The 16,110-nt window shown below is 54.6% G+C and carries 15 protein-coding genes; 9 read left to right on the forward strand and 6 right to left on the reverse strand.

The genetic code is table 11. From position 1 onward, the window contains the following. Positions 1-223 (forward strand): hypothetical protein (locus DU506_RS21980; RefSeq protein WP_220254396.1); only part of this gene is annotated, 223 nt, incomplete at its 5' end. Here DU506_RS21980 and DU506_RS13725 read toward each other — a convergent pair. Both DU506_RS13725 and msrP read right to left on the reverse strand, forming a co-directional pair. Further along, complete coding sequence (locus DU506_RS13725) at positions 207-809, reverse strand: protein-methionine-sulfoxide reductase heme-binding subunit MsrQ (protein ID WP_114487471.1); 603 nt, start codon at positions 807-809, stop codon at positions 207-209. The genes DU506_RS21980 and DU506_RS13725 overlap by 17 nt on opposite strands. Positions 810-846: 37 nt before the next feature. Continuing rightward, positions 847-1,815, reverse strand: coding sequence for a protein-methionine-sulfoxide reductase catalytic subunit MsrP (gene msrP, locus DU506_RS13730; protein ID WP_114487472.1), 969 nt, complete (start codon positions 1,813-1,815; stop codon positions 847-849). A 166-nt stretch (positions 1,816-1,981) separates the two neighbouring features. Here msrP and DU506_RS13735 point away from each other — a divergent pair, with 166 nt between their 5' ends. Next, complete coding sequence (locus tag DU506_RS13735; RefSeq protein ID WP_114487510.1) at positions 1,982-2,956, forward strand: cytochrome-c peroxidase; 975 nt, start codon at positions 1,982-1,984, stop codon at positions 2,954-2,956. A 72-nt stretch (positions 2,957-3,028) separates the two neighbouring features. On the opposite strand, the gene DU506_RS13740 is transcribed toward DU506_RS13735, so the two are convergent. The 4 genes from DU506_RS13740 to DU506_RS13755 all read right to left on the reverse strand — a co-directional run bounded on the left by DU506_RS13740 (position 3,029) and on the right by DU506_RS13755 (position 7,926). Further along, the gene (locus tag DU506_RS13740) at positions 3,029-4,030 is read right to left on the reverse strand and encodes an adenosine deaminase (protein WP_114487473.1); all 1,002 of its coding nucleotides are present in this window, start codon (positions 4,028-4,030) and stop codon (positions 3,029-3,031) included. 231 nt (positions 4,031-4,261) lie between these two features. Further along, positions 4,262-5,272: a cytochrome d ubiquinol oxidase subunit II gene (gene cydB, locus DU506_RS13745; RefSeq protein ID WP_114487474.1), complete on the reverse strand. Its 1,011-nt coding sequence runs from the start codon at positions 5,270-5,272 to the stop codon at positions 4,262-4,264. Positions 5,273-5,275: 3 nt separating this feature from the next. Next, positions 5,276-6,688 (reverse strand): cytochrome ubiquinol oxidase subunit I, encoded by a 1,413-nt coding sequence (locus DU506_RS13750; protein WP_114487475.1) that lies wholly within the window; start codon positions 6,686-6,688, stop codon positions 5,276-5,278. A 260-nt stretch (positions 6,689-6,948) separates the two neighbouring features. Continuing rightward, on the reverse strand, positions 6,949-7,926 hold the full coding sequence (locus DU506_RS13755; RefSeq protein ID WP_114487476.1) for a calcium/sodium antiporter: 978 nt from the start codon (positions 7,924-7,926) through the stop codon (positions 6,949-6,951). Between the two features lie 228 nt (positions 7,927-8,154). Here DU506_RS13755 and DU506_RS13760 point away from each other — a divergent pair, with 228 nt between their 5' ends. The 7 genes from DU506_RS13760 to DU506_RS13790 all read left to right on the forward strand — a co-directional run bounded on the left by DU506_RS13760 (position 8,155) and on the right by DU506_RS13790 (position 16,070). Beyond that, complete coding sequence (locus tag DU506_RS13760) at positions 8,155-9,486, forward strand: paraquat-inducible protein A (RefSeq protein WP_114487477.1); 1,332 nt, start codon at positions 8,155-8,157, stop codon at positions 9,484-9,486. Continuing rightward, positions 9,479-11,152, forward strand: a complete 1,674-nt coding sequence (pqiB, locus tag DU506_RS13765; protein ID WP_114487478.1) for an intermembrane transport protein PqiB — start codon at positions 9,479-9,481, stop codon at positions 11,150-11,152. The genes DU506_RS13760 and pqiB overlap by 8 nt, the downstream gene beginning before the upstream one ends. A gap of 29 nt (positions 11,153-11,181) precedes the next feature. Continuing rightward, positions 11,182-11,772, forward strand: a complete 591-nt coding sequence (locus DU506_RS13770; RefSeq protein ID WP_114487479.1) for a PqiC family protein — start codon at positions 11,182-11,184, stop codon at positions 11,770-11,772. 163 nt (positions 11,773-11,935) lie between these two features. Beyond that, complete coding sequence (locus tag DU506_RS13775) at positions 11,936-13,207, forward strand: DEAD/DEAH box helicase (RefSeq protein ID WP_114487480.1); 1,272 nt, start codon at positions 11,936-11,938, stop codon at positions 13,205-13,207. 26 nt (positions 13,208-13,233) lie between these two features. Next, positions 13,234-13,737: a hypothetical protein gene (locus tag DU506_RS13780; RefSeq protein ID WP_114487481.1), complete on the forward strand. Its 504-nt coding sequence runs from the start codon at positions 13,234-13,236 to the stop codon at positions 13,735-13,737. Positions 13,738-13,751: 14 nt separating this feature from the next. Continuing rightward, positions 13,752-14,954, forward strand: a complete 1,203-nt coding sequence (locus tag DU506_RS13785) for an MFS transporter (protein WP_235825634.1) — start codon at positions 13,752-13,754, stop codon at positions 14,952-14,954. Positions 14,955-14,999: 45 nt separating this feature from the next. Then, entirely contained in the window at positions 15,000-16,070 is a 1,071-nt protein-coding gene (locus tag DU506_RS13790) for an asparaginase (protein ID WP_114487483.1), read from the forward strand. Positions 16,071-16,110 lie beyond the last annotated feature (40 nt).

Below are 16,110 nucleotides of genomic sequence, written 5' to 3' on the forward strand. Positions count from 1 at the left end.
GTTCATTCAAAACAGGTTTCGAAAAACCTTATTGCTTGAGTCGCTTGCCTTGATTTTCGGTGACATTGTCACCCTCATCGGCAAGCGCCCACATGAATTACCTGATCAATTGTTAAAGAGCGTCTCGTGCTGCTGCGCCGCAGCTGCTTCGAGGTGTGCGTATAATACTCGATATAAAGCCGAGGTCAACCATTACGCGAGATTTTCTATTGTCGATGCATAAGGGCGTCGATGAGACGGAACAAGACCAATCCACAAAGCGCCGTGGCATATAAGGTAGGCAGCAAGTAATCAGCCCGTGTCAGTATCCAGAAATGCGTAACGCCCAAGGCCGCCGAAACATAGATAAGCCGGTGCAACCAATGCCAGGCCCTCGGCCCCATTCGCTGCTGTACCCGTTTGAAAGACGTCAGAGCTAGCGGCAACAACAAGATCAACGCCGCTAGCCCATAGCGGACATAAGCTAAATCCATCATGTCGCGCATTATCCAAGGCCAATCCCAATACTGATCCAGCCCCATCCACGCGACCATATGCGCAAGCAACCAGAAAAAGGCCCAAAGACCCATTTGTCGGCGCGCTATCATTATGCCCGGCCATTTGGTTAGCCGGAATGCGGGACTGAAGCCAATGGTCACCAATAACAAGGTAAGACCTGTTAAGCCGGTAAAATGAACCACGGCTTCCGGAGGGTTGGCACCTAAGCTACCTTCGAACCACCGCCAAAGAAGCCATATTGCCGGTGCCATGCCTGTGACCAACACAACAAGACGAAATGTAGTGACTGGCCACGTTCTCCTTGAAGCCATTCAGTATCCTCGAAATTATGATTCACCTCACCTCACCTCAGTAGTCGCGCTGCAGGTCCAAGTCCGCATAAAGATGAGCCACTTCTGTAGCGTATCCATTAAACATCAGGGTTTTTCGCCGCCCTGGCTCACCTATGCGTCGCTCACGTGCTTGCGACCAACGAGGATGATCCACTTCCGGGTTTACATTGGCATAAAAACCGTACTCCTCGGGGTTTGTCTCCTGCCAGGAAGTAGTGGGCTTTTCTTCGACCACTTTTATTTTCACGACTGACTTGATGCTCTTGAAGCCATATTTCCATGGCACCACCAGACGGATAGGAGCGCCATTTTGATTTGGCATTGCTTCGCCGTACAGACCCACTGCCATCATGGTTAGAGGATGCATCGCTTCATCGATACGTAGCGCCTCTTGATAAGGCCAGTCGAGAATAGAGCGTCGTTGCCCGCGTAGATTATTAGGATCGCAGATGGCTTCGAATACTACATACTTGGAGCGTGACGTAAGCCCGTGATGTTTCAATAGTTCTGCCAACGGAAACCCGATCCAGGGAATGACCATCGACCAGGCTTCGACACAACGCAAACGGTAGATACGCTCTTCAAGAGGGTAACGCTTGATAACATCTTCCAACGCCACCGTCCCACTCTTCTCCACTTCCCCCTCGATGCTAAGCGCCCAAGGCTCAGTAACAAGCTTATGAGCGTAGATTTCCGGGTCACGTTTACCCGTGCCGAGTTCGTAAAAATTATTGTAGGTAGTAATATCTTCGAAAGAGGTAAGCGATTCTCCCCCTGCCATTCCCTCACTAGGCAAGTCACTGTCAAGACGACGCGACAGAACCTCTGACCAGGCGTGTGCAGTTGGCGAAAACAACATGCCTGGAGCAAAGGCTGCGGCCGCTCCGAGACCGATACCTTGACGCAGGAATTTTCGACGCTGGTCGAAGAGGGCTTTCGGTGTGATTTCAGATTCAGAAATAGCTGGATAGCGGTAGCACGTCATGGAACCCCCAAAGATAACAACACCCTTACCTGAGTATTTTACTGGGTTGAACATAGCTATTAGATACCACTAAGCTTACTTCAGGCTAGATTAGAAAAATAGGATCCGACTAACAGGATCCATGCAAGGGAGAATCACCATGAAAGTACAACCCCGCCCTCTCACCATGCGACTACTGTCAACACTGGCAGTGTCAGCTCTGATGGCTAGCGGTGCTGCTCTCGCTGACGATGGCCTGGAAAATTATCGAGACCGTTTCGAGGCATTGCCTTATCTGCCACCCATCCCGGCAGATAACTCCCTGACAGAGGAAAAAGTCGAGCTCGGCAAGATGATGTTCTTCGAGCCGCGAATATCTTCAAGCGGTGTCATCAGTTGCGCCACTTGCCACAACCCAGCGCTGGGTTGGTCGGATCGCATTCCCCGCGCCACCGGCCATGACGGCCAGGTAGGTGAGCGCAATACCCCCACCGTACTCAATTCGGGCTTCCTTGACGCTCAGTTCTGGGATGGCCGCGAACCTGACCTTGAAGGCCAGGCGCTAGGCCCGATTGAAGCCAGTGTTGAAATGGCCATGGATCTGGACATGGCTCTTGAGCGTTTGACTAGCTTCGACCTTTACCAGCGTAAGTTTGCCGAGGCCTTCCCCGAAGATGAAGAACCTTTGAATGCTGATAATCTGGCGTACTCCCTAGCCTCCTTTCAGCGCACGCTAAATACGCCGAATTCACCTTTTGACCGTTATCTACGTGGCGACATGAACGCCCTTACCCAGCAGGAAAAAAACGGCATGGTCGCTTTTGTGGACAATGGCTGCATTGCCTGCCATCGTGGTCCCGCCCTTACCGACAGTCAGTTTCATGCCATTCAAGTACCCGGTTCCACTGATCTTGGCCGCTATCTAGTCACAGATGAAGAAAGCGATAAATACCGCTTCCGCACTCCGACGCTACGCAATGTGGCGGTTACTTACCCCTACATGAATAACGGTGCAACAGAAACACTGGAAGAAGCCGTCGCTATCATGGGGCAAGAAATGTTGGGCCGTGATTTTGAAGAACAGAGCATTGCTGATATCACTGCCTTCCTGCATACCCTCACCGGTGAAATGCCGCACTTTGAAGTTCCTGCCTTGCCGTAAACATACGTAAGAGCATCTTGCCCGCCATATGATCAAGTGTTTTACCCCCGGAAAAATCCGGGGGTAATTGCTTTAGTACCCAGCAACTTTCTTCAACTGCTTGTATAGCTGCGCTTTGCGCACCTCGCCCATGAAGGCGTTATCAATAGCATTGGCTGCCAGCTTGCAAAACACCGCTTCCTGCCATCCGAACGCCTGATGACAGGCCATAAAGTTTGCCAACATACCTCCGCCGAAATACGCTGGGTCATCCGAGTTGATTGTCACTACAAGCCCAGCGTCTAACAACTGAGGCAGTGGGTGCGCCTGCATACTTTCAACCACTTTCAACCGCACATTGGAAAGTGGGCATACGGTCAGCACTGTGCCCTGGTGACGCAATCGCTCCACCAACGCAGGGTCTTGCAAGCACTGCACGCCATGATCAATGCGACACACGTCGAGCAAATCCAGAGCTTGATAGATATAGTCAACCGGCCCCTCCTCTCCTGCATGGGCTACCCGTGGAATACCGATTTGCTTGGCTCGACCAAATACTTCACTAAATTTTTCTGGAGGGTTGCCTTTTTCAGCACTGTCCAGCCCGACCGCATCCAATATATCCCAATAGGGCTTAGCACTTTCCAGCACCTGCATTGCCTCTGCTGCGGGACGGTCCCGCAAAAAGGCCATGATCAATGCACTGGAAAGCCCAAGCTCACTCTCCGCTTCTTGCCGAGCCAGGCTCAACCCTTCCAGGATAGTGGATAATCCAACGCCTCGGGAAATATGTGCTTGGGGGTCAAAGTGCATCTCGACATGAACCACGCCTTCATCACTGGCCCGGCGAAAATAATCCATAGCCAGCGCATAGAAGTCTTCAGGCTTCTGCAACACACTCATCCCCTGATAATAAATATCCAGAAATGACTGTAAGTCAGAAAAATCATAAGCGGCGTATACGTCTTCTATCGATGCATAAGGAAGCATAACGCCATTACGTTCGGCCAAGGTAAACAGCAACTCGGGTTCTAACGTTCCTTCAATATGTAAATGCAGCTCTACCTTGGGCAAACGCTTGAGAAATTCATGCATGAAATAGGCTCCTTATTTTTCTTGTTTTATTCTGGGATATTCAAGATCGCTTGCATAGTCAGGCATCCCACTTTTAACTCCGAACTCAAGTTCTTCGCTCAGGCACGGTTAGTCGACACCACATCCTGGCTTGGCCGGCGGAAAGTTTCCGGACTCTCTCACCTCAGTCGGTATTCCGCCGTTGCTGAAAAGACACAGGCGCTATCACCACGCCCAGCGACTGAAGTGAGATTAATGGTATCCCTCACCCACTTTCACCTTGCCGCGAAATACCCAATACGACCAGAAGGTATAACCAAGCACGAACGGAAGAACGAACAGTACGCCGACCAACAGGAAAAGCTGAGATTCCGGTGCCGAGGCGGCATCCCATAGGGTGTAATTCGGTGGCACGATCATCGGCCACTTACTCACCACCAGCCCGAGATAAGTAAACAGGAACATCCCCAGGGTCGCCATGAAAGGCATCAACTCACGGCGACGCCGAACCGACCAGTACAGGGCAAACATGCACACTAACGTCAATGCCGGCAATATCCAGATCAAGCGGATATTGCCGAACCAGCGTTCCCAGACGCCGGGGTTCACCATAGGCGTCCAGATACTGATGATCATGAAAATTGCCGATACCGCCAGCAGTAGCGGCAAGGTCAATTTGTAAGCCCACTGCTGAATGTAGCCTTCGGATTTCAGAATCAGCCAGGTACTTCCCAGCAATGCATAGCCAATCATGATGCCGATACCCGTCAATACCGTAAACGGAGTCAGCCAATCGAAAGCGCCCCCGACAAAGACACCCTCTTGCGTCTCGAAGCCCTGTATATAGGTGCCTACCACCGCTCCCTGAGCAAAGGCCGCAATTGCCGACCCCCAGCTGAACGCCCTGTTCCACAGGCGACGATTACGGCGGTTACGACGAGACTTGAAGCGCAGCTCAAAGGCCACACCGCGAAAAACCAACCCCGCCAGCATCAGGAACACACCGATATACAGCGCCGGCAGGAAAACCGAATAGACCAGAGGAAAGGCTCCTAACAGTCCGGCTCCGCCCAATACCAGCCACGTCTCGTTACCATCCCAGATGGGTGCGACTGAATTCATCATCACATCCCGGGCATCCTCATCCGGGGCAAAGGGAAAAAGGATTCCCAAGCCCAGATCAAAACCATCCATGAGTACGTACATGAGGATGCCGAAACCGATGATAAGCGCCCATATCACTGATAGATCGAACATTTCCATGGCTTATCCCTCTCCTTTGGCCGGATTGTCATCGAAAGGTGTGTGGGTCGCTGAAAAAGGCCGCTTGGGCGTTTCAAAATCATCGACAAGCTCGTCCTCACCCTTCGCTTGCATGCCGTACCGGATCACCCGTGTGAGATAATAAGTACCGGCGTAGAAAATAACGCCATAAACCGCTATGTAACCCACCAGGGTAAACAGCGCCATTCCACCGGTCAGCGAAGGCGTCACCCCTTCGGCGTGGGTCATCGTTTCGTAGATCAACCAGGGTGCGCGCCCCGTCTCGGTCACGACCCACCCTGCCAGCACAGCGATGAAGGGTGTGATCGACATGACTCTGAGGGTCTGCAAGAAGCGCCGCGAACGGTATATGTTTCCTCCACGGCGTAGATACAGGCCTGCCAAGGCGACCCCGATCATCACGAAACCGATAGCGACCATGATTCGAAACGCCCAGAATACAATCCATACCGGCGGCTGCTCTTCGGGCGGGGATTCACTGATCCCCGGCACCTCGCCATCCAGCTCATGCGTCAGAATCAGGCTTGCCCCATAGGGAATGCCGATTTCAAAAAGGTTCTCCTGACGATCACGATCCGGCAAGGCAAACAATAGCAGGGGCGCGCCTTGCATCGTCTCCCAGTTACCCTCCATGGCAGCCAGCTTGGTGGGTTGGTACTCGAGTGTATTGAGACCATGAAAGTCACCAATCACGGCCTGAGCCGGCGTCAGCACCAGCAGAAGCCACAGGCACATCGATAAAGCCTTGCAGTTGGCTTTCACATCGCGCTCGATCAAGAGATACCAGGCACTGACCCCCGCTACTACGAAGCCGCCGGTGAGAAACGACGCCATTACCATATGTGTCAGGCGAAAAGGAAAAGAAGGATTGAAAATCGCATCCATCCAGGAGGTAACGTGTACGACGCCATCGATCATCTCGATGCCGGCCGGTGTGTGCATCCAGCTATTGGCCGAGAGTATCCAGAACGTCGAGATGAACGTGCCCAATGCAACCATGAGAGCGGCGAACAGATGGACTCCCTGAGACACCTTGCCACGGCCAAACAATAAAACACCCAGAAAAGCCGCCTCGAGGAAGAAGGCTGTAATTACTTCGTAGCTCAGCAACGGCCCTATGAAATTGGCACTGGACTGGGAAAAATTGCTCCAGTTGGTGCCGAACTGAAAGGACATGACGATACCAGACACCACCCCCATACCGAAGACAACCGCAAAAACCTTGGTCCAGAGGATTGCCAGCCGTTCCCAAGCCGGGTTCTGCGTCTTGTAGAAAAGGGCATGAAGCAAGGCAAGGAAGGAAGCAAGCCCAATGGTGAACACAGGAAAAATGGCGTGAAAGGACACAACAAAAGCGAATTGTATTCGCGATAACAATAGGGGATCGAGCTCCATGACGCTCTCCTAAGTCCTGTGAAGGCAGCTACGACAACACAAGCTTAGATGAGCTAATCCATGTGGCAATTTTATTGTTCTTGAATACAAGTTTACAATCTAAGCTTAGCTGAAAACCTTCGAGTGTAGGCAGAACATACTGCATTTGTAAGGGCCATGTTTGCAAAAATCATGCTTGCAAAAAACCCCATACGGCCGATCCATGGCGGATCGCCGCACTACGGCTTTATTAGCGACAATAGCTTTGGATGAGAGAAATTTCAGGCTAACACCACCAAGCTGATCATATATCCCGTGTAAGCGATAAACATGGCCAACAGTATGCCGCCCTCAACCCGGTTGATACGACGCTCACGCCCACGCCAAGCAAAGGCAAACACTATCATCAATACCGTCATACCGGTCATAACGCTCCAGTCGCGCATCAGCACTTCTCGGCCGGTTTCGATAGGCGCTATTAGTCCAGCAAGACCCACCACTCCCAAGGTATTGAAGAGGTTCGACCCCACCACATTGCCCAATACCAAGTCATGTTCACGGCGACGCAAGGCACTTATCGAAGACGCCAACTCGGGTAATGAGGTACCAACCGCCACGACGGTCAAGCCGATAATCAAATCGCTCACCCCGAAACTCAAGGCAATTTCCACCGCCCCCCACACCAACAGGCGTGAACTGGCAATCAAAAGCACCAGCCCGACCAGCGTCCAAAGCAGGGAAACCTTGAGTGACATCGGCTTGCTATCGAGACTTGTCGCCACCTCCTGCACAAGTGGATCCTCTTCCTGCTGATATTTGGAGCGCACAATACTGTAAGTAATGAAAGCAACCAGTATCACAATCAACAACAGCGCTTCCCAGCGTTCAATTTCACCATCGAGCAGCGTTAACGCAGAAAGCAGAGTCACCACTAACAACAACGGCATTTCCTTACGGATAACGCTTGAATGCACCGCCAATGGTGTGATCAATGCCACGGTTCCCAATACCAAACCGATATTCGCGATATTCGAACCATAAGCATTGCCTAGCGCCAAGCCGGGATTACCTTGAGCGGCAGCCAACACCGAGACCGTCATTTCCGGCGCGGAGGTCCCGAAGCCGATCACTAGCATACCGATCAGCAGGGGAGATAATCCCAGCCAGCGCGACGTCGAGGCAGCACCATCAATGAAGCGCTCCGCACTCCAGATCAGCAGTACCAAACCAACAATCACCGACAACAAAGGGAGCAGCATCGTTTTTCCTCAACAATTTATTCAATCAGGGCACTATTGCGTGAGCATCGTTGTCCATGAGCGCGGTCAGGTCAAGCGATGACGCGGCTAACTATTAAATTGCCGATAGATCGTTTATCGTCACTCACCGTAGAGAGGCGCACCTATGTTTTGCAGAAAGGCACACGTAGTGGAAAGACTCGCAATTTGTTGACACGTCAGCCTAGAAAGCTCAGATCCTTGCCTGCCATGCCGGGTACAACACCACTCGTGGATCGCTCCCCTCCAGAAGCACGCACTCGCCGCCGCCGATTACGTGCCTGCCACGAATGTGATTGGGTTGTGGCGTTACCTGCACTCAAGGGCGGAGAAAAGGCGGAATGCCCACGCTGCGGCCACACACTGGTTCGCCGCCACCATTTTCCTGCTCAACGTAGCATGGCATTATCGATTACCGCCTTGACCGCCCTGATCCTATCCGTAGCGTTTCCATTCGTCAGCTTTAGTGTCGGCGGCATCGGTAACCAGATTGAGCTATCGCAAACCGCTACTACCTTGATCGGCTTTCACCAGCCCATCGTTGCCGTTGTCGTCATCCTCACAATCGTTGTGCTTCCAGCGCTTTATCTGCTGGGAGTGATCTGGCTTCAGTATGGTCTGTTGCGAGAACAGGCACTGCCTGCCAGCAGAGACATCGCCCGCTCACTCTCCCATTTAACCCCCTGGATGATGGCGGATGTATTTATCATTGGCGCCTTGGTGAGCTTGATCAAGGTAGCCGGAATAGCTCAAATCGAATTGGGCATGTCGTTCTGGGCGTTTTGTGCCTTCGCCATTTTTCTATTGTTGACGACTCAGTCATTAGATGCAGACTGGATGTGGTTTTCTCTGAAAGGTGAGCCTTTGGCGCCTGAAGGCACCATTACCGGTGAAACCGCTTTTTTTCAGGGTCTGACCGGTTGCGCAACATGCGGCTTGATCAACCGGCTTTCTTCGCATGAAAAGAGTTATTGTGCTCGCTGTCATGAACGTTTACATGCTCGCCTCCCTCACAGCCTGCAACGTACATGGGCACTGCTCGGCGCTGCTGCGGTGATGTACATTCCAGCGAACCTTTACCCTATCATGACCACCACTAGCCTGGGCGATTCCACCCCTTCCACCATCATCGGCGGCGTGGTCGAATTATTGCAGATGGGTTCTTGGCCGGTAGCGGCGGTCATCTTCATCGCCAGTGTTATTGTGCCTGTAAGCAAATTCGTGGCCTTGGTCTGGTTGTGTCTGGTGGTAAAGCGTAGTGATGAGCTCAATGCAGTGGGGCGCACGCGACTTTATCGCGTTACCGAATTCATCGGCCGCTGGTCCATGGTGGATGTGTTCGTCGTGGCAATATTAGTGGCACTGATTCGCGCCGGCTCGTTGATGTCGATCACGCCAGGGCCGGCTGCGCTGGCATTTGGTGCTGTTGTGGCCCTTACCATGCTCGCCGCCATGTCCTTCGACCCGCGCTTGATCTGGGATTCTCCATTACCGCGCCAAGAACGTCTTTTCTCAGGCTCCAAGGAAAACATTGATGGCTGAAGCCTCTACCTCCGCTACCGATGAAAGCAGCTTGCATCGTGCCAAGCTGTCACCTCAAACGCGCCTGTCACCAATCTGGATCGTACCTCTGGTGGCTCTGCTCATCGGCCTGTGGCTGGTTTATGACAATTATACCAGCCGGGGCACGCTGATTACCTTGACCATGGACAGCGCCGAAGGCATCGAAGCCGGCAGTACCTTGATACGCAGCCGCAATGTGGAGGTAGGACGCGTCCAGGAAGTCAGGTTATCCGATGATCTATCACATGCCGTGATTACCGCCCGTATCAGTCCCTCAGCGGAAGCCATGCTGCGTGAGGATAGCCGTTTCTGGGTCGTCAAACCACGCATCGGCAGAGAAGGAATCAGCGGGTTGGGCACGGTGCTCTCGGGTGCCTATATCCAGCTGGAACCTGGCTCCTCGGAGGAACCTCAACGAGAGTTTGAAGTCAGCGAATCGGCACCTGTCGCACCCGCTGGCGCCAGCGGGATGCGTTTCAACCTCATCAGCCAAGTCGGGAACTCCTTACGCGTAGGCGACCCGGTTTCCTATCAGGGCTTTACGGTAGGGCGTGTCGAAGAAGTCAACTTCAACGCCGGAAGCCGGATGATGAATCATCAGATTTTCATCGAAGAACCCTATACCACTCTGGTCACCGACAGCACCCGTTTCTGGTCGGCAAGCGGTGTGGATATACGCCTGGATGCCGATGGGTTCAGGGTCAATGTAGAATCCCTCGAAGCGTTATTGGGCGGAGGCGTCACCTTTGGTGTTCCGGAAGACTTGCCCATGGGCAAAATGGTCGAGCCCGATACCACCTTCAGCCTTTATGCCGACGAAGACAGTGCCCGCCAAGGGACCTTCAACCGCTACCTGGAATACGTCCTGCTGGTCGACGAGACCGTACGCGGTCTATCTCGTGGGGCGCCGGTGGAATTCCGAGGCGTCAGGGTGGGTACCGTGGCGGCGGTGCCCTGGAAATTTACCGCGCCTCAGCCGGACTCTCGGGCACGCTTCGCGATTCCCGTGCTTATCCGCATAGAGCCACAGCGTCTTGGAATTGAAAACGCCGCCATCGATCTCGACGAATGGGATGCACGCTTCAAGCGCCTGTTCAATCTGGGCTTGCGGGCGTCACTGAAAAGCGGCAATTTACTGACAGGCGCGCTGTTCGTCGACCTGAATTTCCAGCGTGAACTGGCCGACGAATACGTCGAAGAAGAATTTGCCGACCGCTACGTATTCCCCACCGAGGCGGGTGACTTTGCACAAATACAATCGCAGATCACCACCTTGCTGGAAAAGCTCAACGACCTTGAAGTCGAGCCCTTGTTGGCGGGGCTGGATCGTAATCTTCAAGCTTCCGAAACCATGCTCGGCGAAATGCAAAACGTTGCCGGCTCGCTGAACAGCTTGCTCGATAACCCGGAAACCCAAGCGGTCGGCGGCAATCTCAATGCCACCCTGGAGGAATTGCGCAGCACGATGCAGGGCCTCTCACCGACTTCACCGGCCTACCAGGAACTTACCAACGCTATTGGCCGCCTTGACCGGCTGATGCGCGACCTTCAACCCTTGACCCGAACGCTGAATGAGAACCCGCGCGCCCTGCTGTTCGATAACCTGGACACCCAGGACCCCGTGCCGCGAGCACCGCGCCCTTGAATCGAGATACCAGTTACCCGGAGCCAATTATGCGTTATCAATTGATTTACCTGAGTGCCTTGCTTGTCTCGATGCTTGGATTGGCGGCATGCGCTTCCAGCGTTTCCCCGCCTTCACGCTATATGCTACCGGGAGACGATGTTGCCCAACCCAACCAAACGCCGGAATATACGTTGTTGCTTCGTGCCCCGCGCCTGGCTCACTATCTGGATGTCGAGGGTATCGTCATGCAGCTTGACGACATCACGCTGCATGAAGCCCGAGAACATCAATGGGCGGAAAGCCTGGGCCGACAACTCGAACGCGGCATGCGGGCGCGCCTGACTCAACAGCTGCCTTCCACCCAGGTACTCAGGGAAGAAGCTTCCCATTCGCAAGCATTGACACTGCGCCTGGAAGTCGACCGTTTTCAAGGCCGCCACGATGGCTATGCCGTGGTCAGCGGCCAATGGCAGCTGCGTGACCCCCAAGGTCAGCTGCTTCGTCTGGACAGTTTCGACACTCAAACCGAGTTGCAAAGCGATGGTTACCCAGCCCTGGTACGCGCCTTGGCGGTGAGCTGGGACAAGGCTGCCGAGCAGATTGCCCAGACCATCCGTCAGCTACAAAACAAGTCGTGAGCCATCGCCCCAGCAGTGTCGAGAATGCGTTTACCCTCGCGGCGTGCCCGGTTATCTGGCATTATCCCCCACCGCGATGTGGATTCATCTTACTATCGCTCTTTGAACTGAACACCTCTGACCGGTGCGCTATCCGCTGCCGGCAGGTGATTGCGGAGAACGCATGAGCTTTTCTGAACTCGGCCTCCATGCCGATTTGCTGCGTGCCGTAACGGCACAAGGCTATACCACCCCGACCCCGATCCAGCAACAAGCCATTCCGGCCGTGCTTTCAGGTCGTGACCTCCTGGCCACGGCTCAGACCGGCACCGGTAAAACGGCAGGTTTCACCTTGCCCATGCTGCAACGCCTGAGCGAAGGCAAGCGGCCGGGGAAGCGGCAAGTAAGAGCACTGGTCTTGACCCCTACCCGCGAGCTTGCCGCTCAGGTAGGCCAAAGCGTGGCCACTTATGGCCAGCATTTTTCGATGCGCTCTCACGTCATTTTTGGCGGCGTGGGCCAGCAGCCTCAAGTGGATGCTTTGAAACCCGGGCTCGACGTTTTGATCGCCACGCCCGGTCGCCTGCTGGACCTTCTCCAGCAACGCCATGTCGATCTTTCCGCCGTTGAAATTCTGGTGCTCGACGAAGCCGACCGCATGCTCGACATGGGCTTCATCCATGACATCAAGCGACTTCTTCGCGTAATGCCCAAGCAGCGCCAGAACCTGCTTTTTTCCGCTACGTTTTCTACCGAAATCCAAGGACTGGCCACCCAGTTGATGGATAACCCGGCAATCATTGAGGTTGCGCGGCGCAATACTACCGCTGAAACAGTGGAACAAGCGGTTTACCACGTGGACCGTGTCCGCAAGCGTGAACTCCTGGCCCATTTGATTCAGCAATATGGCTGGCATCAAGTGCTGGTATTCACCCGCACCAAGCATGGTGCCAATCGTTTGGCCGAACAGCTTTCAAAGGAATCGATTCCCGCGATGGCTATTCATGGCAATAAGAGCCAAAGCGCCCGAACCCGTGCCCTTACCGCTTTCAAAGGTGGTGAGCTTCAGGTATTGGTGGCAACGGATATAGCTGCACGGGGCCTGGATATCAGCGAACTTCCCCATGTGGTCAACTTCGACCTGCCCAATGTACCCGAGGATTATGTGCATCGTATCGGCCGTACCGGTCGTGCCGGCAGTGAAGGCGAAGCCGTTTCATTGGTGTGTATCGATGAAAAGGATCTCTTGAAAGGCATCGAGCGTTTGATCAAGCGCGATCTGGTAAAACGCGAGGAAGCAGGTTTTGCTCCTGACCCCAGCATCAAGGCCGAGCCGATCGAAAATGGGCGTCAGAATCGTGGCCAAAAGCCCGCGAGACGTGGCACTGACAGCAAACGTTCGGAACGTAGCACCAAACCGGCTCCGCGCTCACGCAGCAGAAGCGCCCGCAGCTAGGCGACACACCCAGCATTGGAGGGTTTATGGCATCATCTCGATTGATGGCTGAATATCAGCAGTGGTTGACGTTTCAGCATCAAGAGCAACTAAGCCGCGAACACCAAGGCATTGCTCAACGCCTGACTGATGCCCGTGCCACAGCCAATCAAGTGGTACAAGCGTATCGCAGCATGGCGGAAAAAGCGGCCACGGAAGGCGCGTGCTATCGCACCCTGTTTCTACGCCAAGGCGAAACCGGCAAAGCACTGCCCTGTGAAGGCTGGTTGTTTGTCAGGCGGGTCCTCAGCGAGGGCAATACCACACGGGTTCGTGCCACCCTGCTGGAAACCTTTACCTTGGAGCAGGGCAACATTGAAGTAGGCACGCAGCCGGCACGTAAAGTGACGCTGGAGATTTTCGACCAAATACAAATCGATAAAGGCATGGCCACGACAGTGCGGGTAGATGAGGTGGGCAGTGCCGGCAATTACCACTTCATTACCTTACTTGATGCGGTACGTGGTGATTTGCGCCGCCACCTCAACTAGTGGTTGCTTGGTCAATGGCGTCTTCTCGGCGTTCGTTCGTCTTTGTCCTGTTGATGGTGGTGGTGGGTCTTAATCTACGCCCGGCACTTTCCTCCATAGCCCCTCTTTTGGCACGCTTGCAGGAAACTGCAGGCTTGTCGGCCTTTGCTGCCGGTGTCCTGACCACCTTACCCGTCTTGTGCCTAGGGCTCGCGGCTCCTTTAGCGCCCTTGCTCGCCCATCGCCTGGGTAGCGAGCGGGCCTTGGCTCTCTCGCTTGCCGCTCTAGCAATCGGGCTTATCGTGCGGGGCCTGCCTTTACCAGGTGTTCTGTTTCTAGGTACTGCTATGGCCGGAGCCGCCATCGGCGTGGGTGGCACACTATTGCCGGCGCTGGTCAAACGCGAGCTTCCCGGCAATGCTGACCTGGTGACCGGCATATACACGATGGCATTGTGTCTGGGCGGCGCCTTGGGAGCTGGGTTAAGTATTCCCTTGGCGGAACTATGGGGTAGCTGGCGATTGGGGCTGATGAGTTGGTCGCTGCTCGCCATTTTTGCGCTGATCCTATGGCTGGGTTACATGCCTGCCCCAGCGGCGACTCCCTTGGCCTCGATACAGCAACACAACCTGCTTCAGCTACTGAAAAAGGCGCTAACCTGGCAGGTCATGCTGTACATGGGGATGCAGTCCTCGATGGCTTACATCGTCTTTGGCTGGCTGCCTACGCTTTTGATCTATCGCGGCTACGCCGAAGCAAATGCCGGTTGGCTCATGTCTATTTCGATCATGTGCCAGGTTTTTTCTGCCTTGGGTGCGCCTTGGCTGGCTCGCCTGGGGCCTGACCAGCGCCCTGCTCTGCTGTTGATGTTGCTGTGCACCGCTGCGGGATTATGGCTGCTACTCATCGGACCCCTGGCTTGGCGCTGGCCGGGAGCCATCCTGCTAGGCCTGGGCCAGGGGGGCAGTTTCAGCCTTGCCTTGACGCTGCTGGTGTTGCGCACGGCCAATTCACGGCTTTCCGGCCAGCTTTCCGGCCTGGTGCAAGGCGGTGGTTATACACTAGCCTCACTGGGTCCCTTGAGTGTAGGTTTACTCTTGCAGGCAGGTGCCGACATTATGCATATTGCCTGGTTACTGATCGGCTTGATCGGGGTATGTTGCGGTTTAGCCATGCTTGCCGGGCGTAATCGTCAGCTGGATAACGAAGACGGGAAGCTTGTCACGCGCAAGCATTGACCTCCCTGCTGATGCCATCATTTGTCGAGGAGGACCCAGACCATCATGAGCCACACCTCAAGCGTTGCCTCTTACGCCCCCCAAGAAGCTCGTGTCCTGGTTATCTACACCGGCGGCACCATAGGTATGCAGATGTCGGAACATGGACTGATGCCCAGCGGCAACTTTGCGCAGCGCCTGGACCATGCCTTGGCACAACTTTCACCTCGTCACCGTCAGCAACTTCCGTCGTTTGATATCTTGAGCGACTTGCCGCTGATCGACTCCAGTGCGGCCAACGCCAGCACCTGGCAACAGTTGGCTAGCGATATCGTGGCGCAACATCAGGCCTATAGCGGTTTTGTCATCTTGCATGGCACCGACACGCTTAGCTGGAGCGCGGCCAGTTTGGCCTATCAGCTTCAGGGGCTGGATCGCCCCGTGATACTCACCGGCGCCATGGAACCGCTCGAAGTGGCCAACGGCGATGCTTTGGAGAATATCCAGGGCGCTCTGCATTTCGCCGCCAACCCAGCCCTTCAGGAAGTGGCTATTTATTTCGCCGGCCAGCTGTTGCGCGGGGTACGAGCCTGCAAACGGCACAGTGAAGCGGCTAATGCCTTTGCCAGCCCCAATTACCCGCTGCTGGGTGAGCGCATAGGCGATGATTTCATCTATTACCCGGGGCGCGGGTTGGCGGCATCTCAGCGTGGTGCCCCGCGCTTCGAGCTGCCCGACTACACTCCGCTGACGCATGGCGCCGTGATACGGGTGGCACTATGGCCGGGCATTACCGCCTGGCAGCTTTCCGCCTGGCTCGATGATAGCCGCGTGAAGGGAGCGTTACTGCAACTCTGGGGGGCCGGCAACTTACCGCCGGAACCTGAACTGCTGAATGTCCTGGCCTCAGCCAGTGGCGAAGGCAAACTGGTGGCGGCGATCAGTCAATGCCCTCAGGGCAGCGTGCATTTGGGAAACTATGCTGCCGGGCACGGGCTCGTCGAGGCTGGCGTTCTATCCGGCGACGGCATGACGCCCGAAGCCGCCTACACCAAGCTGGTTCACCTCCTTGCCCAACCGCTTGCCACCGTTGATCAACGTCACAGGTTTCTAACCCCGCTGGTAGGAGAACGTTAATTTTTCGCCTCGTATTACATGCTAACTAGGTCTATGTTTA

It is taken from the genome of Vreelandella rituensis (assembly GCF_003336665.1).
Taxonomy (GTDB): Bacteria; Pseudomonadota; Gammaproteobacteria; order Pseudomonadales; family Halomonadaceae; genus Vreelandella; species Vreelandella rituensis.